Here is a 24,289-nt window from a genome sequence, read left to right as displayed (position 1 = left end):
CTACTGTGCGTCTTACGTGGGGTTACAGGCCAAATGCGTGCAGGTCGAGCCCGGGGATGAGCCCGTTGGCAATGGCGGCCGCTGCGGCGCCGAGGATGGCGAGCACGCCGCCAATAACGCCGCCGATGATGGCGCCGATCTTTTGCTGTTCTGTCATCGTGGAGCTGCCGGAGGCGGTGTTGTCGCCCTGGTTGCCGGAGGCCTTGTCCCCCACGGTGAATGTGGTGTTGATGCGACCGTCTTCCACGGGCCCGGCCTGGTAGGCAAGCAGTGCCTTTTCCACGATGGGCTCGAAAGAGTAGGACTGGTCCTTGATGGATAGCTGCGCGCCAGCGCTGGGCGAGAGTGCCTTGTCCAGGGTGAAGGAGGCAAAAGTAGCGTCGTTCTCGTCCACGCTGGTGGAACCCGCGCCGGGCATTGCACCCTTGGCCTTGATGTCCATGGTGAGCGTGGCCTTGGTGCCGTCGGCGATGGTGATTTTGATGTCACTCATCTCAACGTCGAGCATGTACTTGGTGATCTTCCCGTCTGTGCGTTCGGGGTGGGAGAGGAAGTGGAGGTCGCCCTTGTAAGCGAGGGTGCCGTTACCGTCGGCGCCGATCGTGGAGGCGGCGGGGTTGAGTTCGAATTTGAAGGTCCCAGGGTAGTTCTTGGCCCGGTCGCGGGGCACGTAGGTGGCGCCGTCGGTGGCGGAGATCGTGGGCTCGAACACCTTCATGTTCATGTAGTTGATCCACGATTCCTTGATCGGCCAGTCGAGCTCGCCCGAGGTCACCGTGTAGGTGTCGGCCGCGGCAGGGGCCGCGCCAGCCAGCGGAGCCGAAATCCCGCCTACCATAGTTGCCAGTGCAACGGCGCTTGCAGCAGCGCTGCGTGTGAGTACGTGCATGAGAGAACCTCCAAGTACAAAGCCTACAAACACAGGTAAGGCTAACCTTACGTCGAATGACAAAATTAGGAAAGAGGGGGTACACCCGCCCGCTCCGGCTGCACCACGACTGAACCGCCGACACCCCCATCCCGCGACACCCGAATCGGCCAGTCGTACACCTCGCTCAGCACGGATGATTGAAACACCTGGTCCACCCCGCCACATGCGGCCACGGCCCCGTCGCGCAGGCAGTAGAACCGGTCGCAGTAGGCCGCTGCCGCGTTCAAATCGTGGAGCACCACCACCGCGGTTCCACCGGCGGCGGCGAGCCCGCGAATGATCCCCAGTGTGCGCTCCTGGTAACCGATATCCATCGCCGCGGTCGGTTCGTCGAAAAGCGTTACCGGCGTCTCCTGTGCCAGCACCCGCGCCAGCGCCACCCGAGCGCGTTCGCCGCCGCTCAGCGTCATGATGTCCCGGTCCGCGAGCTTAGCCGTCCCGGTGAGTTCTAGTGCCGCCAACACACGCTCCGCATCGTCCGCCGACCTTTCCGTCCCGGCCCACGGTCTCCTTCCCATGGATACAACGTCGCGCACGAGGAACGAGAATGCCACGTTGACATCCTGCAGCATAACGGCCCGCACCTGCGCAAGCGCCCGCGCGGACGAAGAATTCGGTGCAAGCCCACCGATTGTGACGCTCCCCGCAGCCAGCGGCAGATCCCCTGCCAGGGCGGCGAGGAGCGTCGATTTGCCGGCTCCGTTCGGTCCGATAATTCCGGTGACGGTGCCCGGTAGCGCGGTAAACGTCACGTCCCGCAGTAGCGTTGCCCCGCCCACCCGCACAACAACATCGCGTGCCTCAATCACCTGGCCACCCCCTTCTTCATCATTCGCCGCAACAGGTAGAAGAATGTTGGCCCGCCCACGAGTGCGGTGAAGATCCCGATGGGCAGGTCGGCAAAGGGGATGACGGTGCGCGAGAAGACGTCGGCGGCGCCGATGAGTGCGGCCCCACCGAGCGCGGAGGCGGGCACGAGGATGACGTTGGATGGCCCGGCGACGGTGCGCACGATGTGCGGAATGACGAGCCCGACGAACCCGATGAGCCCGGCGTAGGATACGGCGCCCGCGGTAAGCAACGTCGCCAGCACGATCGCCACCGCCCGCAGCCGTGGCACGTTGATGCCCACGTGGGTGGCGGCCCGCTCGCCCAGGGCCAAGAGGTCAAGTTGCTTCATAATCAAAAGCGCCCCGCACACGCCAAGCACGACGATTGTCCCCACCACGCCCACGTGCGCCCACCTGGCGCCGGAGAGCGTTCCCATCTGCCAGAAGATGATTTGCTCCCGGGAGGTGGTGGGCGCGAAGAAGATCATGAACGAGATCATGGCCCCGGCGACGGCGTTGACGGCGATGCCCACGAGGATGAGGTTGACCACCCTGATCTGCCCGTTCCAGCGCGCGAGCGTGTACACGAGCACGGTGGTTGCCATGCCAAAGAGGAACGCGGCCACCGGCACGGTGGAGGTGCCGAGCGCCGTCACCCCGCTGACGATCACCAGTGCCGCCCCCACCCCGGCGCCGCTGGTGACACCGATGACGGACGGTTCCGCCAGAGGATTGGCAAATACCGCCTGCATGAGCGCCCCGCCGACCCCGAGGGCAGCGCCCACAAAGAGCCCGAGCACGAGCCTGGGCAGCCGAATCCGCCACACGACGGAGGCATCCATGTCGGTGGCGTGCAGCGGGCCTACGGCCACCAGCCTGGGAAGCGAGCGCACGGGGATCTCGTACTGCCCCACGCATGTCGAGGCCACGGCGATTCCCACCAGGGCCACCGCCAAGGTCACCACGAGGATCGCCCGCGCCCGCCGCCGCCTCACAAACGCCGACCCAGCCGACCCAGCCGCTCCAGCCGACCCAGCATCAGTATCAGCCCCAGCCCCAGCAGCGCCCCTACCCCACATACAGCGCCTTCGCCGCGCGGAGCAGGAGTTCGCCGGTCTGCGGCCCGAAGGCGAGCGAGTCCCCGTCGGGTAGCACGAGCACGCGGGAGTGCTGCCCGGCATCCGTTTGGGCGACCCCGGGCCTACTCACAAGCCCAGAGATGGAGCCGGTTGATTCGAGCCCCTTGGTCATCATGACGAACACCTCGGGGTTGAGTCCGGCGAGCGCCTCGGGACTGGCCGGTGAGGGCGCACCGATTCCGGATTCTGCGGCCACGTCTTCCCCACCGAGCGCACCGATTAGGTCCTCCGTGCTGTTCTCCTTGCCCAGGATGTAGAACACCCCGCCGGTGCCGCGCGCGTACAAGAACGCCATCCGCATGGGTGTCTCAGGCGCGAGCCCGGCAATCACCGAGCGAGCCTCCTCAACTTGGTCCACCGACCGTTTGGCCAGCGTGGCCCCCTCGGAGGGGAGTCCCACCACGCCGGCGACGTTTTCGATATCGGTGCCCAAAGTCGCAAGCGACCGGGTGGGGTTCATGATGACGGTGGGGACCCCGGCGGCGCGGATCTGCTCGATGGCCTCGGGCGGGCCGATGGAGTGGTCGACGATGACGAGCGTCGGCTTGAGGTTCAGCACGGCCTCCACGTTGATGTCGTGCCCGCCGACGGTGACCACGGGAACGTCGGCAAGCGAGTCCTCGGTGGAGCTCACGGTGCGCCCCACGATGTTCGGCCCGAGCCCCAGCCCACGCAGGGTTTTCGTGTACGTCCCGTAGAGGTCGAGCGCGAGGATCCGTGACGTGTCGGTCACCGTCACATCGTTGCCGTCCGCGTCGGTGAGCTCGACGGGCAGCGCCGGCTTCGGGTTGTCGGTGACCGGTTCCACCTCGTCTAGCTTGTCGACGCTCACCACCCCGTCTCTCGCCCGAGGGTCGACAGTGCTCGCCCCGGACAGCTCGTCACTGAGCTTTCCTGCCTGCGGTGAGTCCCAGCTCGCGCACCCGCTGACGAGCGCCACCACGCACGCGAGGCTCGCAAGCCATGTGGCTACCATTCTCATCACTTTCCTCCTACCCGACGCGCGGTTCCGCTGAGCGCCGACCCGCCAACCACGAACGCCGCGACGATGAGCAGCACCACCGTCGAGTCGAGGTTCGTCGCCTGCCCGCCGGCGGTCGACGTCTTGATCTTAAACTGGTCGCCCTTCGGCGCCCCGTCGCGCGAGTCGGAGGTGGTGGCCTGCGTATCCAGCAATCCGCCCCCCGCCTTGAGCGCCGCGGCCTTCGCCTTGCCGTCCGCAGGCCCCGCACCCGCAGAGCCGCCCGCGCCCGCAGTCGCCCCCTGCCCCGCCGCGCAGTTCGCTGCCCCGCCGAGCGATGCGGTGAAGCTCACGGGGTCGAGCGGCGCGCCGGGCTCGTAGAAGTCCGCAAACGCGGCTGCCCCGGCACTGGTCAGCGTGGCGTTCGCGGTTCCGGAGGCGGCCCCGTCAGACACGTCCAGCGTGGAAAACGCCAGGTCTGCGATCGCCACCCGCCCGTAGTCGTGCGCCGTGCCCTCCACGTCGTTCGACGTCACGGTGGCCACGAGCTGCCCGGACTGCCCGGAGAACTGGATCTCAATGTTGGAGATGGTCATGTCAAGGATCCCGCCGTGCCCATAAAAGTTGAGGGTGCCAGGAAACGCGATGGTGCCCTCGGACTGGTTCACGGCCCCCTGGTCGCCGTTGAACACGAACGCGCCACTGCCCTCGTCCCAGCTCACGCCACCGAGTTTCCACCCGCCCTTGGCAATCGAGCCGCGGATGTAGTTCCTAAACGAGCTCCTCACGCCCCACTGCGCGGTCGCGCTCGTCACCCCCGTCCCCGCGCTGCACACATCCTTGCTTGTCTGCGTCCCCCCGCCCGTTCCCTCGGACCTGCCGCTGCGCTGTGTCTCCCCTGCGGCGGGCGCCCCCACCGTGCCCACGTAGTGCTCGGCCTTCGTCGTGGCCGCCGAATTCGCTGTCGAATTCCCCGCAGTGCCCGCAGTTCCCCCAGCACCCGTCGGGGCCGCCGGGATCCCGTTGACACGCCCGAGCAGCTTCGTCGAGTTGTCCATCACGTTGCCGGAGTTGACGATGAGCCCGTTGACCTCCACGAGCGTGTCGTTGAGGTTGCCCACAAGCCCGGCCACGCCGGTCGTGGCACCGGAGTCGGTTTTTCCTACAAATCCGCTTCCGCCACCGGTGGAACCGCTACCTGCGGAACCGCCGCACATTCCCAGCGACCCGCCGAGGTCGTCGAGCTGCAGGCCGGGCTCGTAGAAGCCGCCGAAGATGGTGGCGCCGCGCTCGGTGAGGTTCGTGGACCCGGCGAGGCTCACGCTTCCCTTGGTGAAGCTGATCGGGTTGCTAAACCGCACGGTTGCCAGCACCTCGCCGCTGCCGTGTGCCATCGGCCCGATGTGGTTGTAATCCATCCCCTCAAAGGCGCGGGAATCGTAGTCCACGAGGAGTTCCCCCTGGTCGCCGTCGACCCGCAGTGTGAAGTTGTACAGCTTCATGTCCAGCAGGTTGACGTCGTGGGCGTGGTGCCCGGTGAAGTGCACGCCGCCCTTGAAGCGGATGGTGCCGGCGCTGTCGGAGGTGATGTCGGCGGAGGCGAGTGGGAAGGAGAAGTCGCTCGCGCCGTCGGAAAAGTCGATGGCGCCGTGGGCTGCCCCGGTGGCGATGTATTTCCTGTAGGACTCTTTCACGCCCCAGTGGAGCGCCCCGGAGGTCACCTCCTTGCAGGTGTTGGCTGCCGCGACCGGTGTGCCCCCACCCGCGACTGTACTCAAAAGAACCAGGAATGTGGCTGCTACGAGGGCTAGCAGCCGTCTCGTCAACGTTACTGGCATGTGTCTTTCCTCTGGGAGTTCGCTGTCTTATACTTAGCGGTTAGATGGTAAGGGTAGGCTAACATGGCCCACGTTGACCAGTGAGGAGGTACCCCCGTGGATGAGCTGCGCGCCTTCACCCGCCTTTACCCCGATGTTGATCCCGCCACCCCCCTCCCCCTCACCCGCGGCGAGCGCCTCTCCATCACCGTCGCCACCGCCGTCCTCGCCTACGGGGGCTCCCGCGGCGATCTCCTCGTCACCGGCGCGGGCCTCGCCCTCCTCCTCTTCGCCCTGGGCGTGGTCGCTTTCTCCATCCCGCGCCGGGTGCGTCACGAGGCTCGCATCCGCTTTCCCGGCGTCGGCTGGGTCGAGGGCTCCTTCACTAAAACCCTCCTCACATGGGCCGTCATCGCCGTCCTCGTCCTCGCCACTCTCCTTGTGGCGCCCGGCCTCGCGCCCGTCACGGCGCTCGTGTCCGCCGCTCTCCTCTGGTTCGCCCTGGCAAAATGTGCACCGATATGGTCAGACCACTCCTAAACCTCCAGGTGGTCACATCTGCTACTTTCTTTTCTGTCAACTTTTTCCACGCGCCGGCGCTACACTGGTGGTTATGACATCTCTCCTTGCAGGCAAAACGGCCCTGGTCACCGGCGGCTCCATGGGCATCGGCTTCGGCATCGCGCAGGTCCTCGCGTCCCACGGTGCCCGCGTCGCCGTCACCGGTCTCACCGATTCCGAGCTTGTCGACGCCTCCTCTCAAGGTTTCTTGACCCTCACCCTCGACGTCCGCGACAGGTCCCAATGCGCCGCCGCCGTGGACGCAGTTGTCGCCGAGTTCGGCGAGCTCACCATCCTGTGCTCCAACGCGGGCATCTACCCGCAGGCCACTATCGCGGAGATGACGGAGAAGGATGTGCATGACATCTTCTCCATCAACGTGGCGGGCACCATCAACATGGTCCAGGCGGCGCAGCAGGCGCTCGCGGATACTGGCCGCGGCCGCGTCGTCGTCACCTCATCTATCACCGGCAACTACACGGGTTTCCCAGCGTGGAGTCACTACGGAGCCACCAAGGCGGCCCAGATGGGCTTCGTCCGTTCTGCGGCGTTGGAGCTCGCCAAGGATAAGACCACCATCAACGCGGTCATGCCCGGTAACGTCCTCACCCCCGGCCTCGAGGCGATGGGCGAGGCATACCTCAAGCAGATGGCCGCCGCCGTGCCGCTGGGGTACCTGGGCGAGCCGAAGGACATCGGCGAGGCGGTGGCGTTCCTCGCCTCCGACGGCGCGCGTTACATCACCGGCCAGTCGATTGTTGTTGATGGTGGCCAGATTCTCCCGGAGTCTCCCGACGCTTTAAAATAACCTCGTGACCGTAAACAAGATTCTCCTGTACTACAAGTTCGCGCCCCTTGCTGATCCGGAGGCCATCAAGCTGTGGCAGAAGGAGCTGTGCACCCGCCTCGGGCTTACCGGCCGGATCCTCGTGAGCAAGCACGGCATTAACGGCACGGTGGGTGGCCCCATCGATGCCTGCAAGGCCTACATCAAGGGCATGAAGCAGTACCCCGGCTTCAAGGACACGGAGTTCAAGTGGTCGGAGGGCACGGGCCATGATTTCCCGCGCCTCACGGTCAAAGCCCGCGACGAGATCGTCTCCTTCGGCGTTCCCGAGGAAGTCAAGGTGGACGAGCACGGTGTCGTCGGCGGCGGCGTCCACCTCAAGCCTGAGGAGGTCAATAAGCTCGTGGAGGAGAATCCCGACGTTGTCTTTTTCGACGGCCGCAACGCCATGGAGGCCCAGATCGGCAAGTTCAAGGACGCCGTCGTCCCCGATACCCACACCACCCACGATTTCATCGGCGAGCTCGAGTCCGGCAAGTATGACTGGATGAAGGACAAGCCAGTGGTCACATATTGCACCGGCGGCATCCGCTGCGAGATCCTCTCCGCCCTCATGAAGAACCGCGGTTTCGACGAGGTCTACCAGATCGACGGCGGCATCGTCCGTTACGGCGAGAAGTTCGGCAACGACGGCCTGTGGGAGGGCTCCCTCTACGTCTTCGACGACCGCATGCACATGGAATTCGGCGAGGGTTCCAAGCAGCTCGGCCACTGCGCCGACTGCGGTGCCCCCACCAACACCTTCTTCAACCGCGACACCCCCGACGGCACCCGCGTCCAGGTCCTCCTCTGCGAGGACTGCGCTGCCAAGACCCACGCCGAGTAGCCCCACACAGCCCCCACCCCGGCAAAACCCCACACCGATATGGTCAGACCTCTTGCATTTACCCAGGTGGTCAAACCTGCTACAAAGTTTTCGGCCAACTTTTTCCATCCGGCCCGCCAATCCAGACTCGATGGCTAGGCGTCCAGACCAAGTAGCGCTCTCCCTTGCTCTGTTAGTCCGACTACTAGGGGCTTCTGGCTCAGTTTTGTGGCAAGTCCTCGCTGCTCCAATGAGTTGAGCGGAGATCGCACGGTTTGCTTCGTGCGGTCGAGGAATTGGGCGATTTCATCCCATGTAGCACCGCTTCGTGGCCCAAAGAGATCCACTTGACCGAGGAGGAAAAGGATCTTTTGTTCGTAGTCGGTGAGTTCTTCTGAGTTACTACTTTCCCAGTCGGTCACTACGTGACTTAGCCTTGCGAGTGCAGTCAGCTTTTCTGTCAAGTTTTCCGTGCGACTTTCTTGCGCGTGTTGCAGAATTCTCATCATGCTGTCCACAAAGAAAGTCGCTTCGCCGTGGTTAAGTGGGTGTTCCGTCTCTTTAAATGCTTTGTAATAAGCCTTCTTCTCACGCATTATTTCTGCAGAAAGTGAAAGAGCTGTAGGGGCAGAAAGCAAAGGTTTGAGGCGCAATCCGAGAAGGAAGCGGCCAAACCTGCCGTTTCCGTCGTAGAAGGGGTGGGTGTGTTCGAGGATGAAATGCTCAACCAGCGCTCGCATGAGTGCCGAGCCCCCTTCCATCTCCTGCATGTCGAGCATCGCTTGGAGACGTGTGTGGATCTCCGCTTCAGTTGACGCACCACGGTGAACCGGATCCGGATTGACTCCGTCAATGATCGATACAGGTCCGCGTCGGAACAGCTCCCCATCTGGGCGGTCATCCGGACTGATCTCGTCTTTCAACAAGGTGTCATAAAGTTCACGGAGGCCCGATAGTGACGTGGGGAGTTGTGCGGACGTGTCTGTTTCAAAGAACAGGTGGAATGCCCTCGCCATTTCTTGGAATCGCTTGCGTGTCTGTCCGTTCGGTTGGTTTCTAGCGGCAACCAGTGCCTCTTGGATCTCGTGCCTGGTTGAGTGTACGTTTTCGATTTCGTTTGTCGACTGAATTTCCTCGACAAGGAGGCTATACAGGTAATGAAGCTGTGCCGCTTGCGGAAGCTGGCCCCATAGGCGCGTTAGCTGAACCTCATTGCTCCACACCCGTTCGAGTTGGGCGAGAATTTCGTTCGTGACTACAACGAAGAGCTCATCGTCTCCTATTTTATAGTCAAGTAGAAGGGCTCCGGGTGCGGAGAGCCTGCGCTGCAACTCACCGTTAACGTTGAATTTATCCTGGTTAGAGTGCTGATGGAACAGTGTCTTGAGGCTCTTGTATCCCGTCATAATCCGGCTCCTTGGGTCGAAACTGACTATAAGATAGGGGGTTTATTTTCTATCCTATCTTACAAAAAACGCCATTTTTAAAAGATAGCCTCTGTGATACTTAGCCCCATTGCGAGGTCTGCGCCGCCAAAAAACATGCGGAGTAGCCCCGTCTATCACGATTGGGCGTAACCCTCGGTAGCACTTGTTACCACCGGGCGGTCCATAATCAGCTACCAGTACTTACGCCCACTTTTTCTCACGCCCTTGCCCTCACCCCGGCAAAACCCCACACCGATATGGTCAGACCTCTAGCATTTACCCAGGTGGTCAAACCTGCTACAAAGTTTTCGGTCAACTTTTTCCACCCGGCCCGCGAAATGCAGACCCGGCCTGCCGCATGGCGGGCGCTATCTTCCAAAATCCCCCAATTTTAAAAGATAGTGAGCCAAATCGTGGCCCTATCTTATAAAAATCGCCATTCTTAAAAGATAGCAAACAGGCTACCCTTAGCTGCCAAGCCAACCCAAATAACCTACTTCCCCGCCGCCTCATACTCAGCCGAGCTCACCGGCTCGAGCCATTCGTTGGAGGCCTCGGTCCCGGGGATTTCGATGGCGAGGTGCGAGAACCGCGAGTCGGCCGCGGCACCGTGCCAGTGCTTCACGCCTGCGGGGATCGAAATAGCGTTCCCGGGTTCCATCAAAACTGCAGGTGAGCTCCATTCCTGGTACCACCCTCGCCCGCCGACGCACAGGAGCAGCTGCCCGCCGCCAGTTGTCGCGTGGTGGATGTGCCAGTTGTTGCGGCAGCCGGGCTCAAAAGTCACGTTGTTCACCGGCAGCGCCCCGCCGACCACGGGCGCGAGGTAGCTCTGCCCCCGGAAGTACTGCGCGTACGCGTCGTTGGGCTCGCCCACCTCGAACATCAGCGAGCTCGCGTACTCCTCCAAACCGGAACCCAAACTCCCGGAACCCCCAGACTCAGTCCCTGCGTCCGCCTCGCGGACCCCCACACCTCTTTGGCCAGGTTGAACACGGCCCACTCCTTGGGCCGCCCCACGTACATCGTCGCATGCGTGATAATGGCCGCGATCTCTGTCCGCCTCACTGACGTTCTCCAGGTGGCACTTGAGGGAGCTGTCGGTGATTCCCGAGCTCATGAGCGCCACGACGGTGACGATGCACCTGGTCTTGGTGTCGATTCCGCCCGCGTTCCACACTCGCCGAATGGCACGCCGTCGTTGAGTTCCGCAAACAGCGGCGCGAACGCTCCGAGTTGTTCTCAACCTGCGGTTTGTGTGTTTCTCGTCTCTGTCCCCCATCGTAGCCCGTCGCTCGCCTGTCCATGTTTCCTCCTTTTTCGCTTCTCGACGCTCATTCTCACCCCTCCTCCCCCACCCGCAACTCGTACGCCTGCTTCTTCCCACCCCAAAACATGTGCGCGACCGCGCACCCCTCCCCTCCCTGACTTTTAACCCCCGAACTAGTGCGCGAGTGCGCGACCGCGCACCACGCCGCATCGCCCAACGTAGGCCACCCCGCCATCCTTGTATAGTACTTTCTATCGGAAAACTAGTGCGCGGTCGCGCACGAAACCTCCTGAGGTTAATGTGCTCCGCCCATCCCCTTACTAGTCCCGCGCACTGCTTAGCACCTGCAAACTAGTGCGCGGTTGCGCACAAACCTCCTGAGGTTTCCGTGCTCTGCCCATCCGCTTATCAATTTCGCGCACAACCTTTCATAGCAAAACCAGTGTGTAACTGAACAGCCCGACTATCCCCGTGCGACTTCCTCGACTCATCCTTTGTACACTGCTTAGTACCTGCGAACTAGTGCGCGGTCGCGCACACTGACCCTTCCATGTCGAGGGCATCTACCGGTTTCGCGCACTATGTCGCCCCAGCCTCCGACGCACTACGTCGCCCCAGATCCCGCGAATTTCCCCAGCCCGACTCCACTCCAACCCGCCTATAATCGTGAGAGTCGGCCCGCAGAGCGACCCCCAAAATGCCAAGTCGCCCCACAAGGCCAAGCCGCGCGCACAGCGCACAGCGCCCACCCCACAGAAGGAGCACGCGCATGATCTACACCATGCAATACGAGTCGCCCCTAGGACCGATCGTGGTTTCTTGCGATGACCACGCGGTCACGGGCCTGTGGTTCGAGGGCCAGAAATATTTCGGCAGCACCCTCCCCGCGGAGTCCCTCCCCAAGGAGTCCCCATCCCCCGGTTCAACAACCCCCACCCCATCCCCCGAAGCAACTCCCACCCAAGCCCCCGCAACACCCCAATCCCTCCACCCCCTCCTTGCCGAGGCCACGCGTTGGCTGGACATCTACTTCAGCGGCCGCCGCCCGGATTTCACGCTTTCCCTGCGCCTCCCCGCCACGCCGTTTCGCGCCCTGGTCAGCGAAATCATGCTCGAAATCCCGTTCGGCACCACCACCACGTACGCCGCCATCGCCGCCGAGGTCGCCCGCCGCCAGGGTCGCTCATCCAGTTCCGCCCAGGCTGTCGGCGGCGCCGTCGCCCACAACCCCATCTCGCTCATCATCCCGTGCCACCGCGTCGTCGGCTCGAACGGCAGCCTGACAGGGTACGCCGGCGGCCTGCGCCGCAAAATCGCACTCCTCACCCTCGAAGGCACCGACACCACCGGCCTGTTCGCGCCCCGCCACCCCACCGCCTGACCTTCGCTCCCGACGCCCCCTCCCCCATCCTCCCCTCCCCGGGCCTCCTCTCGCTGCATCCTCCCAGCGCAATCCCGCCGGACCAGCCGATCCCGCCAGCTCCACCCACTCCGCTCTCGCCTCGGCAAAACCCTATACAGATATGGTCAGACCTCTCCGAAAGTCCCAGCTGGTCACATCTGCTACATCCGGTTGTGTCAACTTTTTCCACCAGCCCCTCCCAATCACCACCATGATCCCAACCGCCACCTAGACCGCCACCAACCCCCGAGCCCAAGACCCGCCCCACCCCATTCGAACACCAGTCCAAAATCGGCATAACCCGCGAAACCTCAGCCGTTAGCATAAATCCGCTCACTATTTAGAAAGGTTTTGTGGTGGGCTGAGCCCCCACTTTTAAGCTATGGCGAAAATTACAATTGAAGAAATTTTTCTCCTCCAAGGTCAGGGCCTCACCCAGGCGGAGATTGCCCGCAGAGCAGGCGTGACGCGGCAGTATATTTACAAACTCCTGCGTGAAAGCGGCTACCGCAGCGAGTTCGCACTGCAGACGAGGTTAATCCGCAACAATTTCCCCTGGGAACTGGAGAATAACGAGGTCATGGATAACACCGTGTACATCCAGCTGTGGCTGGCGGCGCGGTTCAACCACAATCCCGCCTCGATTAGTAAGACTTCCACCGAGCGGGTCCGTGCCCTCATCCGGAAGCTGGTCCGTTTCCACCAGGTCATCGATTATGACCCGCATTATCCGTGGGTGAAAGGCCTGTTTAACACCCGCGGCCTCGCGTTCCTCCCCCGGTCACTGACTGATGAGAACTACATGATCAAAATCCGCCCCGGCGTCACGCTCACCGAGGTCGGAAAGACCCTGTGGCAGATGCCCGACCTGAAAAAGTTACGGTTGTAGTCCCTCCCCTTTTCGCTTCCCGACGCCTCCCTCCCCGCAGGCCCACGACAGCTCAGCTTTGCTGGTTTAAGAGCGCCTAGGTGTGAGGATTCCTTCCGTATACATTTGGGATTCGCCGATGAGAGCGGAACACTGGTCTAGGAATCCATCGCGTAAATCTGCGCACGTGAGAAACTCGTTCATGGCTACGATGACAGCGAAGACGGAGTTAGAAGCGTAGTTGCCAAAGAGATCCCTTGCTTGGCGTTTTGCCTCGGGCTGAATTCTAGGTGGCTTTAGGACGACCGAATTCCACAACCGGGAGTAGTGCGCGCAACGGTTTCTTAGGAAGGTAAACGAGTGAAGCTGTGAGGCCAAGAAGGGTTTCTTTGTTCCAAGCATGGAGCACACGGCCTCGTAAACTTGGTTGTGATCGTTTCGGTACTGGATTGCCTTGGAAAGAGTCCCGAAGGACATTACCTCCACGGCTGCCCATACCGGAACGCCATTAAACCGGCGATCGTTAATCCCGTGGCTTTCGAACTTGGCGATGAACGGTTCTTTCGATCGTTTCAATTCACTGATAATGAGTTCGTTCGTTGGAACAATTCTCCGATTCGATGGGGGCAGAGTATACGCATCCTCGCGCAGATACTTTTCGTAGGGACTGTGTATATCAGCCTCGCAGTGCGCGAACGCCGTCCGGGTGGTTACTGCAATTTGTTGTAATGCTTCAGTGAGAAGTGAACGGAGCTTACTGTCCTGGGCGTAAATTTGATGAACGTCCTGCCACGTGGTACCGGCGCGAAAACTCTCGTCGCCGTGAGCTGGTGCATTTTGAAAGTATCTGAAGTATCCAGAAATCCGGTAGTAGCTGTTACGTTTCAAGAAGCTCTCAACGCTGCCGTCTTTAGGGCACAACAACCCCGTGCCTTCATTAACTCCACTTGGCGGGGAATCGAGAGGAACTCCTTGCGCCTATTAGCATCCACCGTGTCAGAATAGCAGTGGGAACAACATAAAGCCCCCCTCTCGCGTGACGCTGATCTTACGAGAAGCTTGGAGGGGGGATCTGTCCTTATTAGTTTAACTTACCTAGTGCTGATCAGCAAGCGGCATAGCTTGGTAGGGATCCGCTCACGACGGGTCAGGACCAGAAAGTGGTATATCGGTAACTTCTGATTCGGAGACGGTGTGTGTAGTGGAGCAGGTCCGCGGCCTCGCGTTCCTCCCCCGCACACTTTCCGACGAAAACTACATGATCAAAATCCGCCCCGGTGTCACGATCACCGAGGTCGGTAAAACCCTGTGGCAGATGCCCGACCTAAAGAAGTTACGGTTGTAGCCCCTCCCCTTCCCGCTTCTCGACACCCACCTCTCGTCCATCCTCCCCTCCCCAGGGCTCCCCCACAGCGCATCCTGTGTGGCAGGCGGGCCGACAGGCACGAAGTTGATAACCAACCCGCAGAATCGCCCTCCGCGGAAGATTGCTGTGATGAGGAAGATAATAGCCGCGGCAAATGCCACGACTCAACCTGTGCAGCCATTCTTATCTAACTGGTTAAGGATTACAGGTTTGATTGCTACCCGGATCCCCCACGTGTCAGTTCCCAATTCGCGCACATTCCGCTTAAGTCAACCATGCGGAGCTAGAGATTAGCCGGCTGAAAGGATTCCGCCTCCTTGGGTCTGTTTGTGACTTACTTTGGATTGGATACACCAATATATGCAGCTTAATCCACTGCTCTTATTCTTGAAGCAATGAACCTTGGTGAGGAGCATCAAAGACTTTGCAAATATAGTCGAGGTCATCGAGCAAATAGAGTTGTCAGCAAAAGAAATGGAGGGGTCCTAGTACGAATTCAATATTCGCGGTGTGATCATGTTCCAGTTGGATGACTAAGTCTTTATTACCCTAACTTGGTTGAGTTGACATGGAACGGTTGCATCGACCATGCGTGTCAACTTACGCTGCTCTAGTGGATTACGGTTTCGATAAGCATTGATCCGATGTTCTGTTTTCGCTATTGAATTTCGACCACGAAATCTTCCGGTGCGAGGAGCAAGAGGAGGGGAACTTACTTAGGGAAAAGTTGCTATGTCGCCTTTTGATAGCCTGAAATTTGGTACTGATAGATAACCACCCGTCGAGTATTGTTAAGTTCACGGTCTCAATGGGCCACAATTCACTAGATTATAAAAAGTTGGTATCTATATGCAGTGTTCATGCGGTAGGCAAGTGCGATCTGGGGATCAGTTTTGTCCAGGATGTGGTAGGCCCTTGACTGGGCAGTCGTACACAATCAATAACAGTAGGAACAAGGTCGCCGGCAACCAATACCAAGCTGGCAGGGATATTTATCTTTCTTCCGACGGATCTTCATCGAAACCTCAAGCGTCTTATGAAGCAGTTCCAGTATGGCGCAGCCCTTTTACTCAAGCTGTTCTGTCCTGGATAGGGGTAATAACAGGTATATTAGGACTAATCCCGTCAGCTAGGATCATTGGTAATGTTTTCAATCTGCCTCAATTGGTGTCGAGCAATGCTTTGGATTCTTCAAACTTGTTAGCCCCACTGGTGAGTCTTGTTGTTCTATTTTTTATTTGTATAGGCGCTATTAAACTTAGAGAAATAGCTCAAAAGCAGATCCGTGTTCCAATTCCATTCGTGCAAGACTTGGCAATGAGCGGCCGGGGCCATCGAATTAACGTCGAGCGCATTGCAGCTGAAATGTGTCCGATTTGCAATGGCCGGTTGAAGTATTACAGCAAACCTGTCGAGTCGGGAGGAAAAAAATACCCGTTTTGGAATGCACACGTAATCCGGAACACTCCTGGTCAGTGGATCCCACTGATGCAATTATATAGAACTAACCTATATTCGTCTCCCCATTTATAAAATTGAGTACTTCTTTCTGTAACGGATTCTGTAGAGATCAGACGCTTTCTTAATGGGATTCCGCTAAACATTCGGGGGCTATCTGCAAAAATCCGTCTTGGCAATGTTTGTCGAGACGGTTCGAAGAATGAGTCGTCTTCTGCGTCGAAAAAGTCTATTGACCGTTCCTATTGCACCTCTTTATGCTCGAGGGCGGAAAGGTGACTGCGGGGCACACGGGCTAGCTGAAAGTACTTCCGAAAGCTCTAGGTTGTCTCTTCGATTTTTTCAAATTTCTTGCTGAGTTGTCGTTCTTGAAAAAGATGGCACTTGAGATGACTCTAAAGCCGAAAGAGGTACTGAGAGCGGTTGGAAGTGCTGGTGATTTTATCTGTTTCTCACTCTGATGGTAAACAACCAAAAAATAAAAAAAGTTAGAAACTCCTTAGCAAGACGCGAGAAATAAGCTAAAATTGCATTAGAAGATTCTGACTTTGAAAAGGAAGTCCAACATGGCAAGAGTCGATACAAAATCGCGCACGATTCAGTCTCTCTATTCTTTGTATGCGGCAGATAAATTGCGAGTCAATCGTCGGTACCAGAGAAAATTGGTCTGGACACTTGAAGAAAAGCAACGGCTAATTGAATCTGTATTGAACGAGTACCCAATTCCCGCGATACTCGTCGCGGAGCACGAAGACGGTGTGTTGGAAATTATCGATGGTCTTCAGCGTCTCCACACGTTGATGTCATTTATCGAACAAGAATTTCAAGACTGCAACAACAATGTGTTTGATCTAGAAAAATTCCCAACAGCCAAAGATAGAGTTGCTGAACGCGAATCAATGGAGCAAACGAGCCATATTGATAATGAAGGTGACTCGTCTGAAAAGAGCTACATTGCGGATTCTACAAAGTTCTTGGACTATGAAATAGCGATGCTGGTGATGAGAAATGCGTCACTGAGTGAAATTGAGGATGTCTTTCAGCGGATTAACGCATACGGTCATCAATTGAGCGATCAGGAAAGACGGCAATCGGGTATCGATAGCGCCTTTTCGGCATTTGTCAGGAACATTGCTGCTGACATTCGAGGTGATCAAACTTTTGAGACGCTCCCTCTCTCCAAGATGCCATCCATCTCCATCGATATGCCAAAGACGAAATTCGGATACGAGATTCAGGCCGGGGACGTATTTTGGAATCGACATGGGATACTCCTAGGCAAACAACTAAGGGATAGCTTGGATGAGCAGTGTTTGGCAGACTTGGCCGCTTGTATCGTAGGAAAGAAGCTAATACCAAGGACAAAGGATGCTCTCGACAAGATCTATACACGAGGGAGTTCGGAAAGTAAGCGTATTCAGAGTTCGTTAGATATTTTTGGCGAGGATAATTTAAGAGACCGCATACGGGAAGTCTTTAACGTAATCGATAGAGTTGTCAGCGCATCGGATGATTCAAAGTTGCTCAACCTGTTGTACACCAAGACTAATAATAACGGTTTTCCTGCAGTGTTCACGGTGCTGGCCATAGCATTTTATCAAACAATGTTCCCCTCAATAGATGGGGACAAAATGAGGGTTCTGCCAAAAAAGAATGAAAGATTGGTAGCTGAAGCTATTAAAGGAACCGCAAATGATGGCAAAATCGAAAGCGGTAAACAGGCTACGAGCGTAGATCGAAGAGAACATAACGTTAACGCCATCAAAGGTTTGATCGGTGACTACTTTGAAGAAACAGAGATTGGTCCCTTTCTCGGTGTTGGGGAAGGTCTCATTGACACGATAATTAGGCGATCGAAGATTGAAAGTCCGAGTTTTGAACTGAAGCAAGGAGGTTTAAGTCTTGGGTCAAAGCGTTCTTGGAATAAGAACGCTGTTGAAAAGATTATGCATACATTTGTTGCAATGGCCAATAATGGGGTTTCGGGCGACCAATACCTTCTAATTGGTGTGGCCGACAAGGACGCAGACGCGGACCAAATAGCGAGAATCGATGCGATTAGTCCTATTCGGGTTGCAGGTGTTTCCGTCGTGGGTGTGGATCGTGAGGCTAAGGCGTTAGGGATCTCACTCGAGAGTTACCAGCAGAAATGGAGAGATGCAGTTGAGAACTCGAAGATTAGTGAACCCTTGAAGGGGCAGTTGCTCTCTAATATGAATTACAGTCCATACCGTGGGCTGGGCGTTATCATTTTCAAAGTTCCTGCTCAAGACAAGCTTTCGTTTTACGATGGCGAGGTGTACATACGCAAAGGCGATTCCACACGGAAGTTAATAAATGCCGCTGCAGTTATCGATGTAAATACTCGATTTGAAAAGCGATAAACGTAGTTGGCCTCCTAGGGATCAGGGCTGCTAGATTGCGAATCATGAAAACTGGCCGTCAGTACAACTTTCGGCAGTTGGGCGAGTAAGTTGAAAGATTATGCGGTTTGTGGGGAGTTGTTCGCTCCAAATGCTAGATATCCCAAATCAAAATTCGACTGTTCCTTGATTCGCAATCTGTGTTATACCACTGATCGTCTGCATTGATAGAGGTGGTATTCGCTAGAAATTGCTCAACGAAGAAGCCCATAGGGTGAGATCTAAGTGGTGCAGTCAACAATCGTCACTTAACGCCTCGGCGCAAATGGGAATATGTGGTGCCCCTTAGTCGGCCAGGCTCGAAAGAATCTGGATGCGGTGGAGTATCAAGCCTTTCCGGTCGCGCCTTCGGCAAGGGCTAATAGAACTGAGATTGGGTTGCCTCCTGCGATATGAAGAACTTGCACTTCTGAAATAGAAGTATCCATGACTAATCGGAGTATTTTATTGATTTGGATCTAACCCGCTTTTGCCATCGAACTTGATTCAGCAGCTAAATTATCTAAGGAGTTGGGCTGAAATTAATGCGACAGTTACAGTAAAAGAGCGATGTTTGTAGCTGGCCTAAGAAAAGCTGGATAATGTATGCATTTTGCCTTCAAAATCTTTAGGATCATTTGCAGGGGATTGGCTTTCAGGGTGGGGAGTGAAATGCCTACAGGGGTCTAGATATGGCGCCGGTCTTGTTTTAAAAACGACCCCTATGTTAATTTGAATTCATGAAAATGGCGCGCGCATTCGATCCTACTGTCAAACCAGATGCGGCTACGGGATTGTATGATAAGAAAACCCTGGCTAAGGGGCTGGGGGTGAAACCCTCTACAATAAAAACACTCAAAGCTCGTGGCCAAGTTCCAGACCCTACGACCATAATTGGTGGTGTCTCCGTTTGGTCGGCGGACGAAGTGTTTTCATTCTATGGGTTGTCCGATGCTAAGGAGGGTTGGCGGCTGAGCGGGTTGCCTGAAGTGAATGCGGACTTGCCAAAGGTAGTAGATCTGTTTTCTGGGTGTGGAGGGCTTTCGCTCGGATTTCAGATGGCTGGATTTGATGTGCTGGCTGGCTATGATAACTGGCCTTGCGCTGTTGATACTTATAGAGCTAATATGTCCCATAAAGCACAACTATTGGATCTGAGCGACATTAAGCTAACGATTTCCACGTTAGAAGCCCTTAACCAAGAGTTATCTTCTCAACCGGCCTTTATAGGGGGGCCGCCTTGTCAGGACTTTTCTTCGGCTGGGAAACGGAAAGAAGGTGCTCGGGCTGATCTGACAGAAAAGTATGCTACCTATGTAGCTCATTTCCAGCCCCCATTTTTCGTAATGGAAAACGTTGCACGGGCCCAGCATGCGGATGCATTTAAATCTGCAGTGTCAACAATGCAGCACGCAGATTACAATGTGCGGTACCTTGTAATTGACGCAAGTAGAGTAGGTGTCCCGCAAATTCGAAAACGTTTAATTACTTTCGGTACCAAGAGCCAAGAGCTCACTGATCGCATTTTCGAGATGCTCATTAGAGAACAATCGGATCATCAGACAACGATCCGAGAATATTTCACTGAGCAACTTGGAAAGCCACTTGACATCGACTTTTACTACCGCCATCCGCGTAGTTACGCGCGTCGTGGAATCTTCTCCGTTGATGAGCCGTCACCGACAATTCGTGGTATGAATCGGCCTATACCGAAAGGCTATCCAGGTCACAAAGGTGACGCTGGGCCAATCGAGAAAGCTCGTCCGCTCACTACTATGGAGAGGGCTCTGATACAGACTTTCCCAGACAACTTTCATTGGATTGGATCCCGCACGAATGTAGAGCAGATGGTGGGGAACGCAGTTCCTGTTCTCTTGGGACGCTACATTGGTCAGTCAATTTCTAGAGGGCTTCGAGAATCGAACCTTGCAGACTAGTTGAATTTTTCCCCTTTATCTGACTGCTTTCTTTCATAGTCGATGTTAAGTGATAGCTTCTGAGCGGGGTAAGAGAAGTCAGGACTTCCGTGGTGAGCAGATTCTTGCGCATCTCTAAAACCGGCAGCGTATCCTCGGGATTCTGCCTTACGTGTCAAATACTGCAAGGCAATTGCCTGGTCGAGCCGACGCTCAGGAAGAAGTTCGTCAAAGGCCTCTTCCGCAATGATATCTTCGATGGAATAGCGAGAGAGCCTTGGGTGAAAAAACTCCTGCGATGCCAGATACTTAAGTGGCGCATTTCCGGCAAATGCCCCGGCTTTGTCAGTCTGGAAACCGAAGCTCATACTATCCTTTGTGCGAGCGAAGTTGAAAGTACCCTGGGAAGCAAATTCGTAGAGGCATGATATTAGCCACATTAATGCTCGTGATGGGCGAGACACTGATCCTTCTTTCCGTGAAGGTTTGGCGGCATCTATAAATAGCTGGAGAAAAGCCATATCTGTCCATACAAAAGCATCAAACGCATCGTCATCCAATTCAGGAGACTGTCCTTTTGTTCTCCAAACTGCCGTAATAACAAGAGGTGTTTGTACCTGAATTCCAGCTCGAATTAGGTTTACCGCAGCCTCCCTAAAGGCATTCACACGTGTACTCATGAAGCTGGCATCGCTCCAACGATAGTCATGAGGGTGCCCCAGCGCGTCGTTAATAATGTCAAGCATTTTGAGACGGTTTTCTACTCCGAACGAATTGGCTATTGAGAACGCGATTTGCTCTACAGTAGAAGGCCTTGTAACGATTTCGCACGATTGTTTTTCTCGTGACTTCTTTGCTGTTGAACTTGTAGGAACCACAACGAGCTTTATCTCAAAAGGACGAGTGTGTTTCGCTTCGTTGGCAACTACGACATCAGATTTATTCGCTCCATTGTGAGTGTATCGGTTGTATCCGTCATAAACCGTCTCGAAGTTAAATCTTGCAAGTGAAGGCTCCACACCGATGATTTTCCTCCATGGAGTCATCATGTGAGTAGTTGAGACATCACCGTTGACGGTTTGATAGGCGCGAATCACCGGGATGTCCAGTTGCAAATTAATTGAGAGATACTGAATCATAGCGAGAGGAAAAGCATTTGTGAAAATATTCTTGCCCATAGATCCCGGTGAAGTGAAATCGTGATTGGATCTGTCCATCCCGAAAAGAAATGACAAGGGTTTGCCTTCCTCTTTCAACTCATGGCCGGCTTTCTCTCTTGAGCTTTTCGACCTTTTCTCAACCAAACTGCCAAACAGCAAGCTTACTGCAGGCAAACTAATTTCGAGTCAAATCTTGGGATTTGGGTGTAAGAATTGAGAGAAATGTTCGTGAAGTAGCTTGCTGAATATGATTTGGAACGGAGACTGAACCCCTCAGAGGAAAATGCCTTGGCTATTGACAGTGACAATTGCGAAACCAAGGAAGAGACGAGATACAGCTGCTAATCGGAGAATTGGAACTGAATTTTCATGGGAAAAGGCGAAATAGATACCCGACAATGTGGGTTCTGGGCTATCAACTAGCAGAAGTTTAAGCCCCTATCCCCGCCCAATTATCGCAATCGTCCCGAATGATGTCATCCACCCGAGGGTGAAGGGGATGAGGACCCACATGACGGCGAGCCAGGGCCACCAGCGGTTGTAGGTCTTGAACTTGATGTAGCACTGGATGCCGGCGCCGACGAGGCCGCCGAAGGAGACGATGAGCGGGGCGACACAGATGGCGATCTCCGCCCAGCGGGTGCACAGCCAACTGGCTAGTCCCGCGTCGCACAGCGGGCCGCCGCCCGCGCGGGCGATGACGGCGACGAGGAAGCCGGTGATGATCGTGAGGATGGGGACGGCGAATCCCCAGACGACGGCCTGAACGGAGCTTGTGTGGCGGCGTTCGAGGCGCAGGAGCGGGTCGAACTCGTAGTCGAGCTCCGTGTAGCGGGGCTTCTTCTTCATCGGGGCCTCACTTCCGCCGATCCGATTCAAGGGCCACGCCCGTGGCCCCATCGTGACCGTTGGGACCATCGTTACTGTGACGGGCCACGTTGGTGGCCCGCGGCCGGATCATGATCTCCGTCGGCGTGGCGTCGGGGGTGGTCGCCAATGCTCCCATGATGACGGTGGCCACGGTTGCGGGCTGGATGAACTTCGCGCCGTCGTAGGTGCCGCCCTCTGTGGCGACGATCTTTTGCTGCATGGGCGTGTTGATGCGCCCGGGGTGGATGCTCGTGACGCGGAGGGCGGGCTCCTCCTGGCGCAGTGTGTCGCACCAGGCCTTGGCGGCGAACTTGGAGGCGCAGTACGTGCCCCAGCCCGCCTTGGCGGTAAGCCCGGAGCCGGAGTTGACGTAGATCACGTGGCCGCCCGCGGCGCGGAGGGCGGGCAGGAGCGCGTTGGTCATGAGCGCGGGTTGGGTGACGTTGACATTGAAGGCGCGGTCCCATTCGTCGCGGGTGGTGTCCTCGAGGTTGTTGAGCTCACAAACGCCGGCGAGGTAGATGGCGGCATCCAGGGGTTCGTCAAAGCCTCCGAACCCGTCCGCATCGTGGAACCACGTCACGCCCGGCACGTCCGCAGGCTCCTGCCTGTGCCACTGGGCGTAGACCTCGTAGCCTTTCTCAACGAGCAGCGGGAGGAGCGCCCGGCCCACTCCCCCGGTTGCGCCTGTGACGAGTGCTTTCATGCGGTACCCCTTTCTGTTCTCCCCTTATCGTATCCTCCCGGTCGCGGCTGCGAGGCGCGCCCATCGCCTATTCGGGCTTCCCCGCCGGGATGACGATCGCGGGGGTTTTGATGTTGCGGAGGATCTCGCCGGCGGTGGAGCCCACGAACACGCGCTCGAGGGTGCCTACGGGAGTTGAGCCGAGGAGGAGGAGGTCGCCCTTCTTCCACCGTGGGGTCTCCATGGCGTCGGCGACGCTCGGCCCGTAGGCGAGCTCAGCTTCCACTGTCTGCTCGGGGTGCTTGTCCGCAATGCTGTCGTGGAGCGAATCGAGGAATGCGAGCGCGTCCTCCCGTGAGGAGTGGTGGAGCTCGGACTGCAGGGAGGTGGGCGTGTCCACGTCCTCCCGCAGGATGGCGAGCACCCGGACGGGCACGTCGAGGCGCCCGGCGAGCCCCAGGGCGGTGTCGAGGGTGTCGGAGTCGAACTCGAGGGAGGTGAAGGCCACCGTCAGCCGCTTGACGCCGTGCTTGGCCAGCTTTGGGGCGCGCGGGGTGAGCCCCAGCGCGTAGGGCGAGGAGTGCAGGAGCGCATCGACGGTCGAGTTGGCCCGGAAGGAGCCCTTGCGGGCCGCGCCCTGGGAGCCGAAGAGGATGATGGAGGCGTCGAAGTCGGTGGCGATGTCGTTGAGGAGGGCGGCCTGCGACGAGCCGTCGACAAGCACATTGACGGGGTCGTCCCAGGAGTCCTCGGGAACACCGGCGGCCGTGAGCGCCTTCTTGGCCTGCTGGCAGGCGCGGTGAGCCTCCTTGGCCAGCTGTTTTTCGTACTTGGACGTAAGTTTGGACAGCGCGAGCCAGGGGCGCACGACGATGGTGGCCGTGCGGACGATGGTGGGGGTGGTGCGGCTGAGCCAGGCGGCAAACTCGAGGGCTTCGTTGCCAGAGGCGTTGGGGTGCCAGGCAACGAGTAGCCTCAGGGGGGTTTCGCCATCCACGGATACCTCTTTATTGTTGATTACGTTAGTAACACCAATTGTGCCTCACCCGGGCGTGCAGGCCTAATCCACCCTCCAGTCTATCCGTGCTACCCGCCCCGCGGGCTACTTTTCGTCGCTGTCGCGGCGGGCGTTATACGTGGTGGCGAGCTTGTGGATGACGGGTACCATCTTGTTGCACAGCTCGAGCTCGTCCTCGTTGAGCACGGAGAACACGTCGGCGAGGTGCTCGGTGCGCTGCTTGCCCACCTGCACCACGGTGTCGTGGCCGAACTCGGTAATGGAGACGAGGATGCCGCGGCGATCGTACGGGTCGCGCTCCCTCTTCACCATGTTGCGTTTTTCCAGGTTGTGGATGGCGTTGGAGGCGGTGGGCATCTGGATGCCTTCCCGCTGCGCGATGTCCGAGACCCGCGAGGGGCCATGCTTGTCCAGCATGGAGAGGATGGTCAGCTGCGGGCCGGTGAGATCGGCGCTGTCGGCGAGCCGGAAGTAAGTGACGTACAAGGCGGTCATGTCGGCGCGCATTTTCTCCGCGACCTCGTAAGGTGTCACGCTCATGAGATTTACAGGTCCT

At 57.5% G+C, this 24,289-nt stretch carries 21 protein-coding genes; 8 read left to right on the top strand and 13 right to left on the bottom strand.

Annotated elements, in window-relative coordinates; genetic code table 11:
- Nucleotides 1-22: 22 nt before the first annotated feature.
- The 5 genes from HMPREF1219_RS08480 to HMPREF1219_RS08460 all read right to left on the bottom strand — a co-directional run bounded on the left by HMPREF1219_RS08480 (nucleotide 23) and on the right by HMPREF1219_RS08460 (nucleotide 5,699).
- Nucleotides 23-889, bottom strand: a complete 867-nt coding sequence (locus tag HMPREF1219_RS08480; RefSeq protein WP_016458496.1) for an HtaA domain-containing protein — start codon at nucleotides 887-889, stop codon at nucleotides 23-25.
- Nucleotides 890-954: 65 nt separating this feature from the next.
- On the bottom strand, nucleotides 955-1,740 hold the full coding sequence (locus tag HMPREF1219_RS08475; RefSeq protein WP_016458495.1) for an ABC transporter ATP-binding protein: 786 nt from the start codon (nucleotides 1,738-1,740) through the stop codon (nucleotides 955-957).
- Nucleotides 1,737-2,840 (bottom strand): FecCD family ABC transporter permease, encoded by a 1,104-nt coding sequence (locus HMPREF1219_RS08470; RefSeq protein ID WP_016458494.1) that lies wholly within the window; start codon nucleotides 2,838-2,840, stop codon nucleotides 1,737-1,739. Before HMPREF1219_RS08470 ends, HMPREF1219_RS08475 begins: the two co-directional genes overlap by 4 nt.
- The gene (locus HMPREF1219_RS08465) at nucleotides 2,830-3,882 is read right to left on the bottom strand and encodes a heme/hemin ABC transporter substrate-binding protein (protein WP_016458493.1); all 1,053 of its coding nucleotides are present in this window, start codon (nucleotides 3,880-3,882) and stop codon (nucleotides 2,830-2,832) included. The genes HMPREF1219_RS08470 and HMPREF1219_RS08465 overlap by 11 nt, the downstream gene beginning before the upstream one ends.
- The gene (locus tag HMPREF1219_RS08460) at nucleotides 3,882-5,699 is read right to left on the bottom strand and encodes an HtaA domain-containing protein (protein WP_016458492.1); all 1,818 of its coding nucleotides are present in this window, start codon (nucleotides 5,697-5,699) and stop codon (nucleotides 3,882-3,884) included. The genes HMPREF1219_RS08465 and HMPREF1219_RS08460 overlap by 1 nt, the downstream gene beginning before the upstream one ends.
- 96 nt (nucleotides 5,700-5,795) lie before the next feature.
- On the opposite strand from HMPREF1219_RS08460, the gene HMPREF1219_RS12270 reads away from it, so the two are divergent.
- From HMPREF1219_RS12270 to trhO, 3 genes are all read left to right on the top strand, one after another.
- Nucleotides 5,796-6,218, top strand: a complete 423-nt coding sequence (locus tag HMPREF1219_RS12270) for a hypothetical protein (protein WP_016458491.1) — start codon at nucleotides 5,796-5,798, stop codon at nucleotides 6,216-6,218.
- Nucleotides 6,219-6,291: 73 nt separating this feature from the next.
- Nucleotides 6,292-7,047, top strand: coding sequence for a 3-oxoacyl-ACP reductase FabG (gene fabG, locus HMPREF1219_RS08450; protein WP_016458490.1), 756 nt, complete (start codon nucleotides 6,292-6,294; stop codon nucleotides 7,045-7,047).
- 4 nt (nucleotides 7,048-7,051) lie between these two features.
- Nucleotides 7,052-7,912: an oxygen-dependent tRNA uridine(34) hydroxylase TrhO gene (trhO, locus tag HMPREF1219_RS08445; protein ID WP_016458489.1), complete on the top strand. Its 861-nt coding sequence runs from the start codon at nucleotides 7,052-7,054 to the stop codon at nucleotides 7,910-7,912.
- Nucleotides 7,913-8,046: 134 nt separating this feature from the next.
- On the opposite strand, the gene HMPREF1219_RS08440 is transcribed toward trhO, so the two are convergent.
- Both HMPREF1219_RS08440 and HMPREF1219_RS13250 read right to left on the bottom strand, forming a co-directional pair.
- Nucleotides 8,047-9,297 (bottom strand): Fic family protein, encoded by a 1,251-nt coding sequence (locus tag HMPREF1219_RS08440; protein WP_016458488.1) that lies wholly within the window; start codon nucleotides 9,295-9,297, stop codon nucleotides 8,047-8,049.
- A gap of 514 nt (nucleotides 9,298-9,811) precedes the next feature.
- Nucleotides 9,812-10,498, bottom strand: a complete 687-nt coding sequence (locus HMPREF1219_RS13250) for a cupin domain-containing protein (protein ID WP_016458487.1) — start codon at nucleotides 10,496-10,498, stop codon at nucleotides 9,812-9,814.
- Between the two features lie 859 nt (nucleotides 10,499-11,357).
- Between HMPREF1219_RS13250 and HMPREF1219_RS08430 the strand changes: the two genes are divergently transcribed.
- Entirely contained in the window at nucleotides 11,358-11,969 is a 612-nt protein-coding gene (locus tag HMPREF1219_RS08430; RefSeq protein ID WP_016458486.1) for a methylated-DNA--[protein]-cysteine S-methyltransferase, read from the top strand.
- Nucleotides 11,970-12,372: 403 nt separating this feature from the next.
- Nucleotides 12,373-12,879, top strand: coding sequence for a helix-turn-helix domain-containing protein (locus HMPREF1219_RS08425; protein WP_016458485.1), 507 nt, complete (start codon nucleotides 12,373-12,375; stop codon nucleotides 12,877-12,879).
- Nucleotides 12,880-12,945: 66 nt separating this feature from the next.
- Here HMPREF1219_RS08425 and HMPREF1219_RS13425 read toward each other — a convergent pair whose 3' ends face one another.
- On the bottom strand, nucleotides 12,946-13,746 hold the full coding sequence (locus tag HMPREF1219_RS13425) for an Abi family protein (protein WP_169455919.1): 801 nt from the start codon (nucleotides 13,744-13,746) through the stop codon (nucleotides 12,946-12,948).
- Nucleotides 13,747-14,059: 313 nt separating this feature from the next.
- On the opposite strand from HMPREF1219_RS13425, the gene HMPREF1219_RS12850 reads away from it, so the two are divergent.
- The 3 genes from HMPREF1219_RS12850 to HMPREF1219_RS12565 all read left to right on the top strand — a co-directional run bounded on the left by HMPREF1219_RS12850 (nucleotide 14,060) and on the right by HMPREF1219_RS12565 (nucleotide 20,021).
- A complete protein-coding gene (locus tag HMPREF1219_RS12850) occupies nucleotides 14,060-14,203 on the top strand; it encodes a hypothetical protein (protein WP_016458483.1) in 144 nt (47 codons plus the stop codon).
- A 2,045-nt stretch (nucleotides 14,204-16,248) separates the two neighbouring features.
- Nucleotides 16,249-18,066 (top strand): GmrSD restriction endonuclease domain-containing protein, encoded by a 1,818-nt coding sequence (locus tag HMPREF1219_RS08415; protein ID WP_016458481.1) that lies wholly within the window; start codon nucleotides 16,249-16,251, stop codon nucleotides 18,064-18,066.
- 758 nt (nucleotides 18,067-18,824) lie between these two features.
- Nucleotides 18,825-20,021: a DNA cytosine methyltransferase gene (locus tag HMPREF1219_RS12565; RefSeq protein ID WP_245554435.1), complete on the top strand. Its 1,197-nt coding sequence runs from the start codon at nucleotides 18,825-18,827 to the stop codon at nucleotides 20,019-20,021.
- On the opposite strand, the gene HMPREF1219_RS12560 is transcribed toward HMPREF1219_RS12565, so the two are convergent.
- The 5 genes from HMPREF1219_RS12560 to HMPREF1219_RS08385 form a co-directional block, all read right to left on the bottom strand.
- Nucleotides 20,018-21,178: a HindVP family restriction endonuclease gene (locus HMPREF1219_RS12560; protein WP_169455917.1), complete on the bottom strand. Its 1,161-nt coding sequence runs from the start codon at nucleotides 21,176-21,178 to the stop codon at nucleotides 20,018-20,020. The two genes, HMPREF1219_RS12565 and HMPREF1219_RS12560, sit on opposite strands and share 4 nt — an antisense overlap.
- A gap of 420 nt (nucleotides 21,179-21,598) precedes the next feature.
- Nucleotides 21,599-22,009: a hypothetical protein gene (locus HMPREF1219_RS08400; RefSeq protein WP_016458478.1), complete on the bottom strand. Its 411-nt coding sequence runs from the start codon at nucleotides 22,007-22,009 to the stop codon at nucleotides 21,599-21,601.
- A gap of 7 nt (nucleotides 22,010-22,016) precedes the next feature.
- A complete protein-coding gene (locus tag HMPREF1219_RS08395; RefSeq protein WP_016458477.1) occupies nucleotides 22,017-22,736 on the bottom strand; it encodes an SDR family oxidoreductase in 720 nt (239 codons plus the stop codon).
- Nucleotides 22,737-22,803: 67 nt separating this feature from the next.
- On the bottom strand, nucleotides 22,804-23,712 hold the full coding sequence (locus HMPREF1219_RS08390; protein WP_016458476.1) for a universal stress protein: 909 nt from the start codon (nucleotides 23,710-23,712) through the stop codon (nucleotides 22,804-22,806).
- 105 nt (nucleotides 23,713-23,817) lie between these two features.
- Complete coding sequence (locus HMPREF1219_RS08385; protein WP_016458475.1) at nucleotides 23,818-24,273, bottom strand: MarR family winged helix-turn-helix transcriptional regulator; 456 nt, start codon at nucleotides 24,271-24,273, stop codon at nucleotides 23,818-23,820.
- Nucleotides 24,274-24,289 lie beyond the last annotated feature (16 nt).

The organism is Corynebacterium pyruviciproducens ATCC BAA-1742 (assembly GCF_000411375.1).
Taxonomy (GTDB): Bacteria; Actinomycetota; Actinomycetes; order Mycobacteriales; family Mycobacteriaceae; genus Corynebacterium; species Corynebacterium pyruviciproducens.
The sequence above is the reverse complement of the archived record's forward strand: the minus strand, read 5'-3'. Positions and strand labels throughout refer to the sequence as shown.

Excerpts from the sequence above, each read along its gene's own strand:
- fabG (WP_016458490.1), top strand. The coding sequence starts at position 6,292 with ATGACATCTCTCCTTGCAGGCAAAACGGCCCTGGTCACCGGCGGCTCC.
- HMPREF1219_RS08400 (WP_016458478.1), bottom strand. The coding sequence starts at position 22,009 with ATGAAGAAGAAGCCCCGCTACACGGAGCTCGACTACGAGTTCGACCCG.
- HMPREF1219_RS08465 (WP_016458493.1), bottom strand. The coding sequence starts at position 3,882 with ATGAGAATGGTAGCCACATGGCTTGCGAGCCTCGCGTGCGTGGTGGCG.
- HMPREF1219_RS08430 (WP_016458486.1), top strand. The coding sequence starts at position 11,358 with ATGATCTACACCATGCAATACGAGTCGCCCCTAGGACCGATCGTGGTT.
- HMPREF1219_RS08395 (WP_016458477.1), bottom strand. The coding sequence starts at position 22,736 with ATGAAAGCACTCGTCACAGGCGCAACCGGGGGAGTGGGCCGGGCGCTC.
- HMPREF1219_RS08425 (WP_016458485.1), top strand. The coding sequence starts at position 12,373 with ATGGCGAAAATTACAATTGAAGAAATTTTTCTCCTCCAAGGTCAGGGC.
- HMPREF1219_RS12565 (WP_245554435.1), top strand. The coding sequence starts at position 18,825 with ATGAAAATGGCGCGCGCATTCGATCCTACTGTCAAACCAGATGCGGCT.
- HMPREF1219_RS08460 (WP_016458492.1), bottom strand. The coding sequence starts at position 5,699 with ATGCCAGTAACGTTGACGAGACGGCTGCTAGCCCTCGTAGCAGCCACA.
- HMPREF1219_RS08470 (WP_016458494.1), bottom strand. The coding sequence starts at position 2,840 with ATGTGGGGTAGGGGCGCTGCTGGGGCTGGGGCTGATACTGATGCTGGG.
- HMPREF1219_RS08415 (WP_016458481.1), top strand. The coding sequence starts at position 16,249 with ATGGCAAGAGTCGATACAAAATCGCGCACGATTCAGTCTCTCTATTCT.
- HMPREF1219_RS12560 (WP_169455917.1), bottom strand. The coding sequence starts at position 21,178 with ATGGGCAAGAATATTTTCACAAATGCTTTTCCTCTCGCTATGATTCAG.
- HMPREF1219_RS08440 (WP_016458488.1), bottom strand. The coding sequence starts at position 9,297 with ATGACGGGATACAAGAGCCTCAAGACACTGTTCCATCAGCACTCTAAC.
- HMPREF1219_RS08385 (WP_016458475.1), bottom strand. The coding sequence starts at position 24,273 with ATGAGCGTGACACCTTACGAGGTCGCGGAGAAAATGCGCGCCGACATG.
- HMPREF1219_RS08480 (WP_016458496.1), bottom strand. The coding sequence starts at position 889 with ATGCACGTACTCACACGCAGCGCTGCTGCAAGCGCCGTTGCACTGGCA.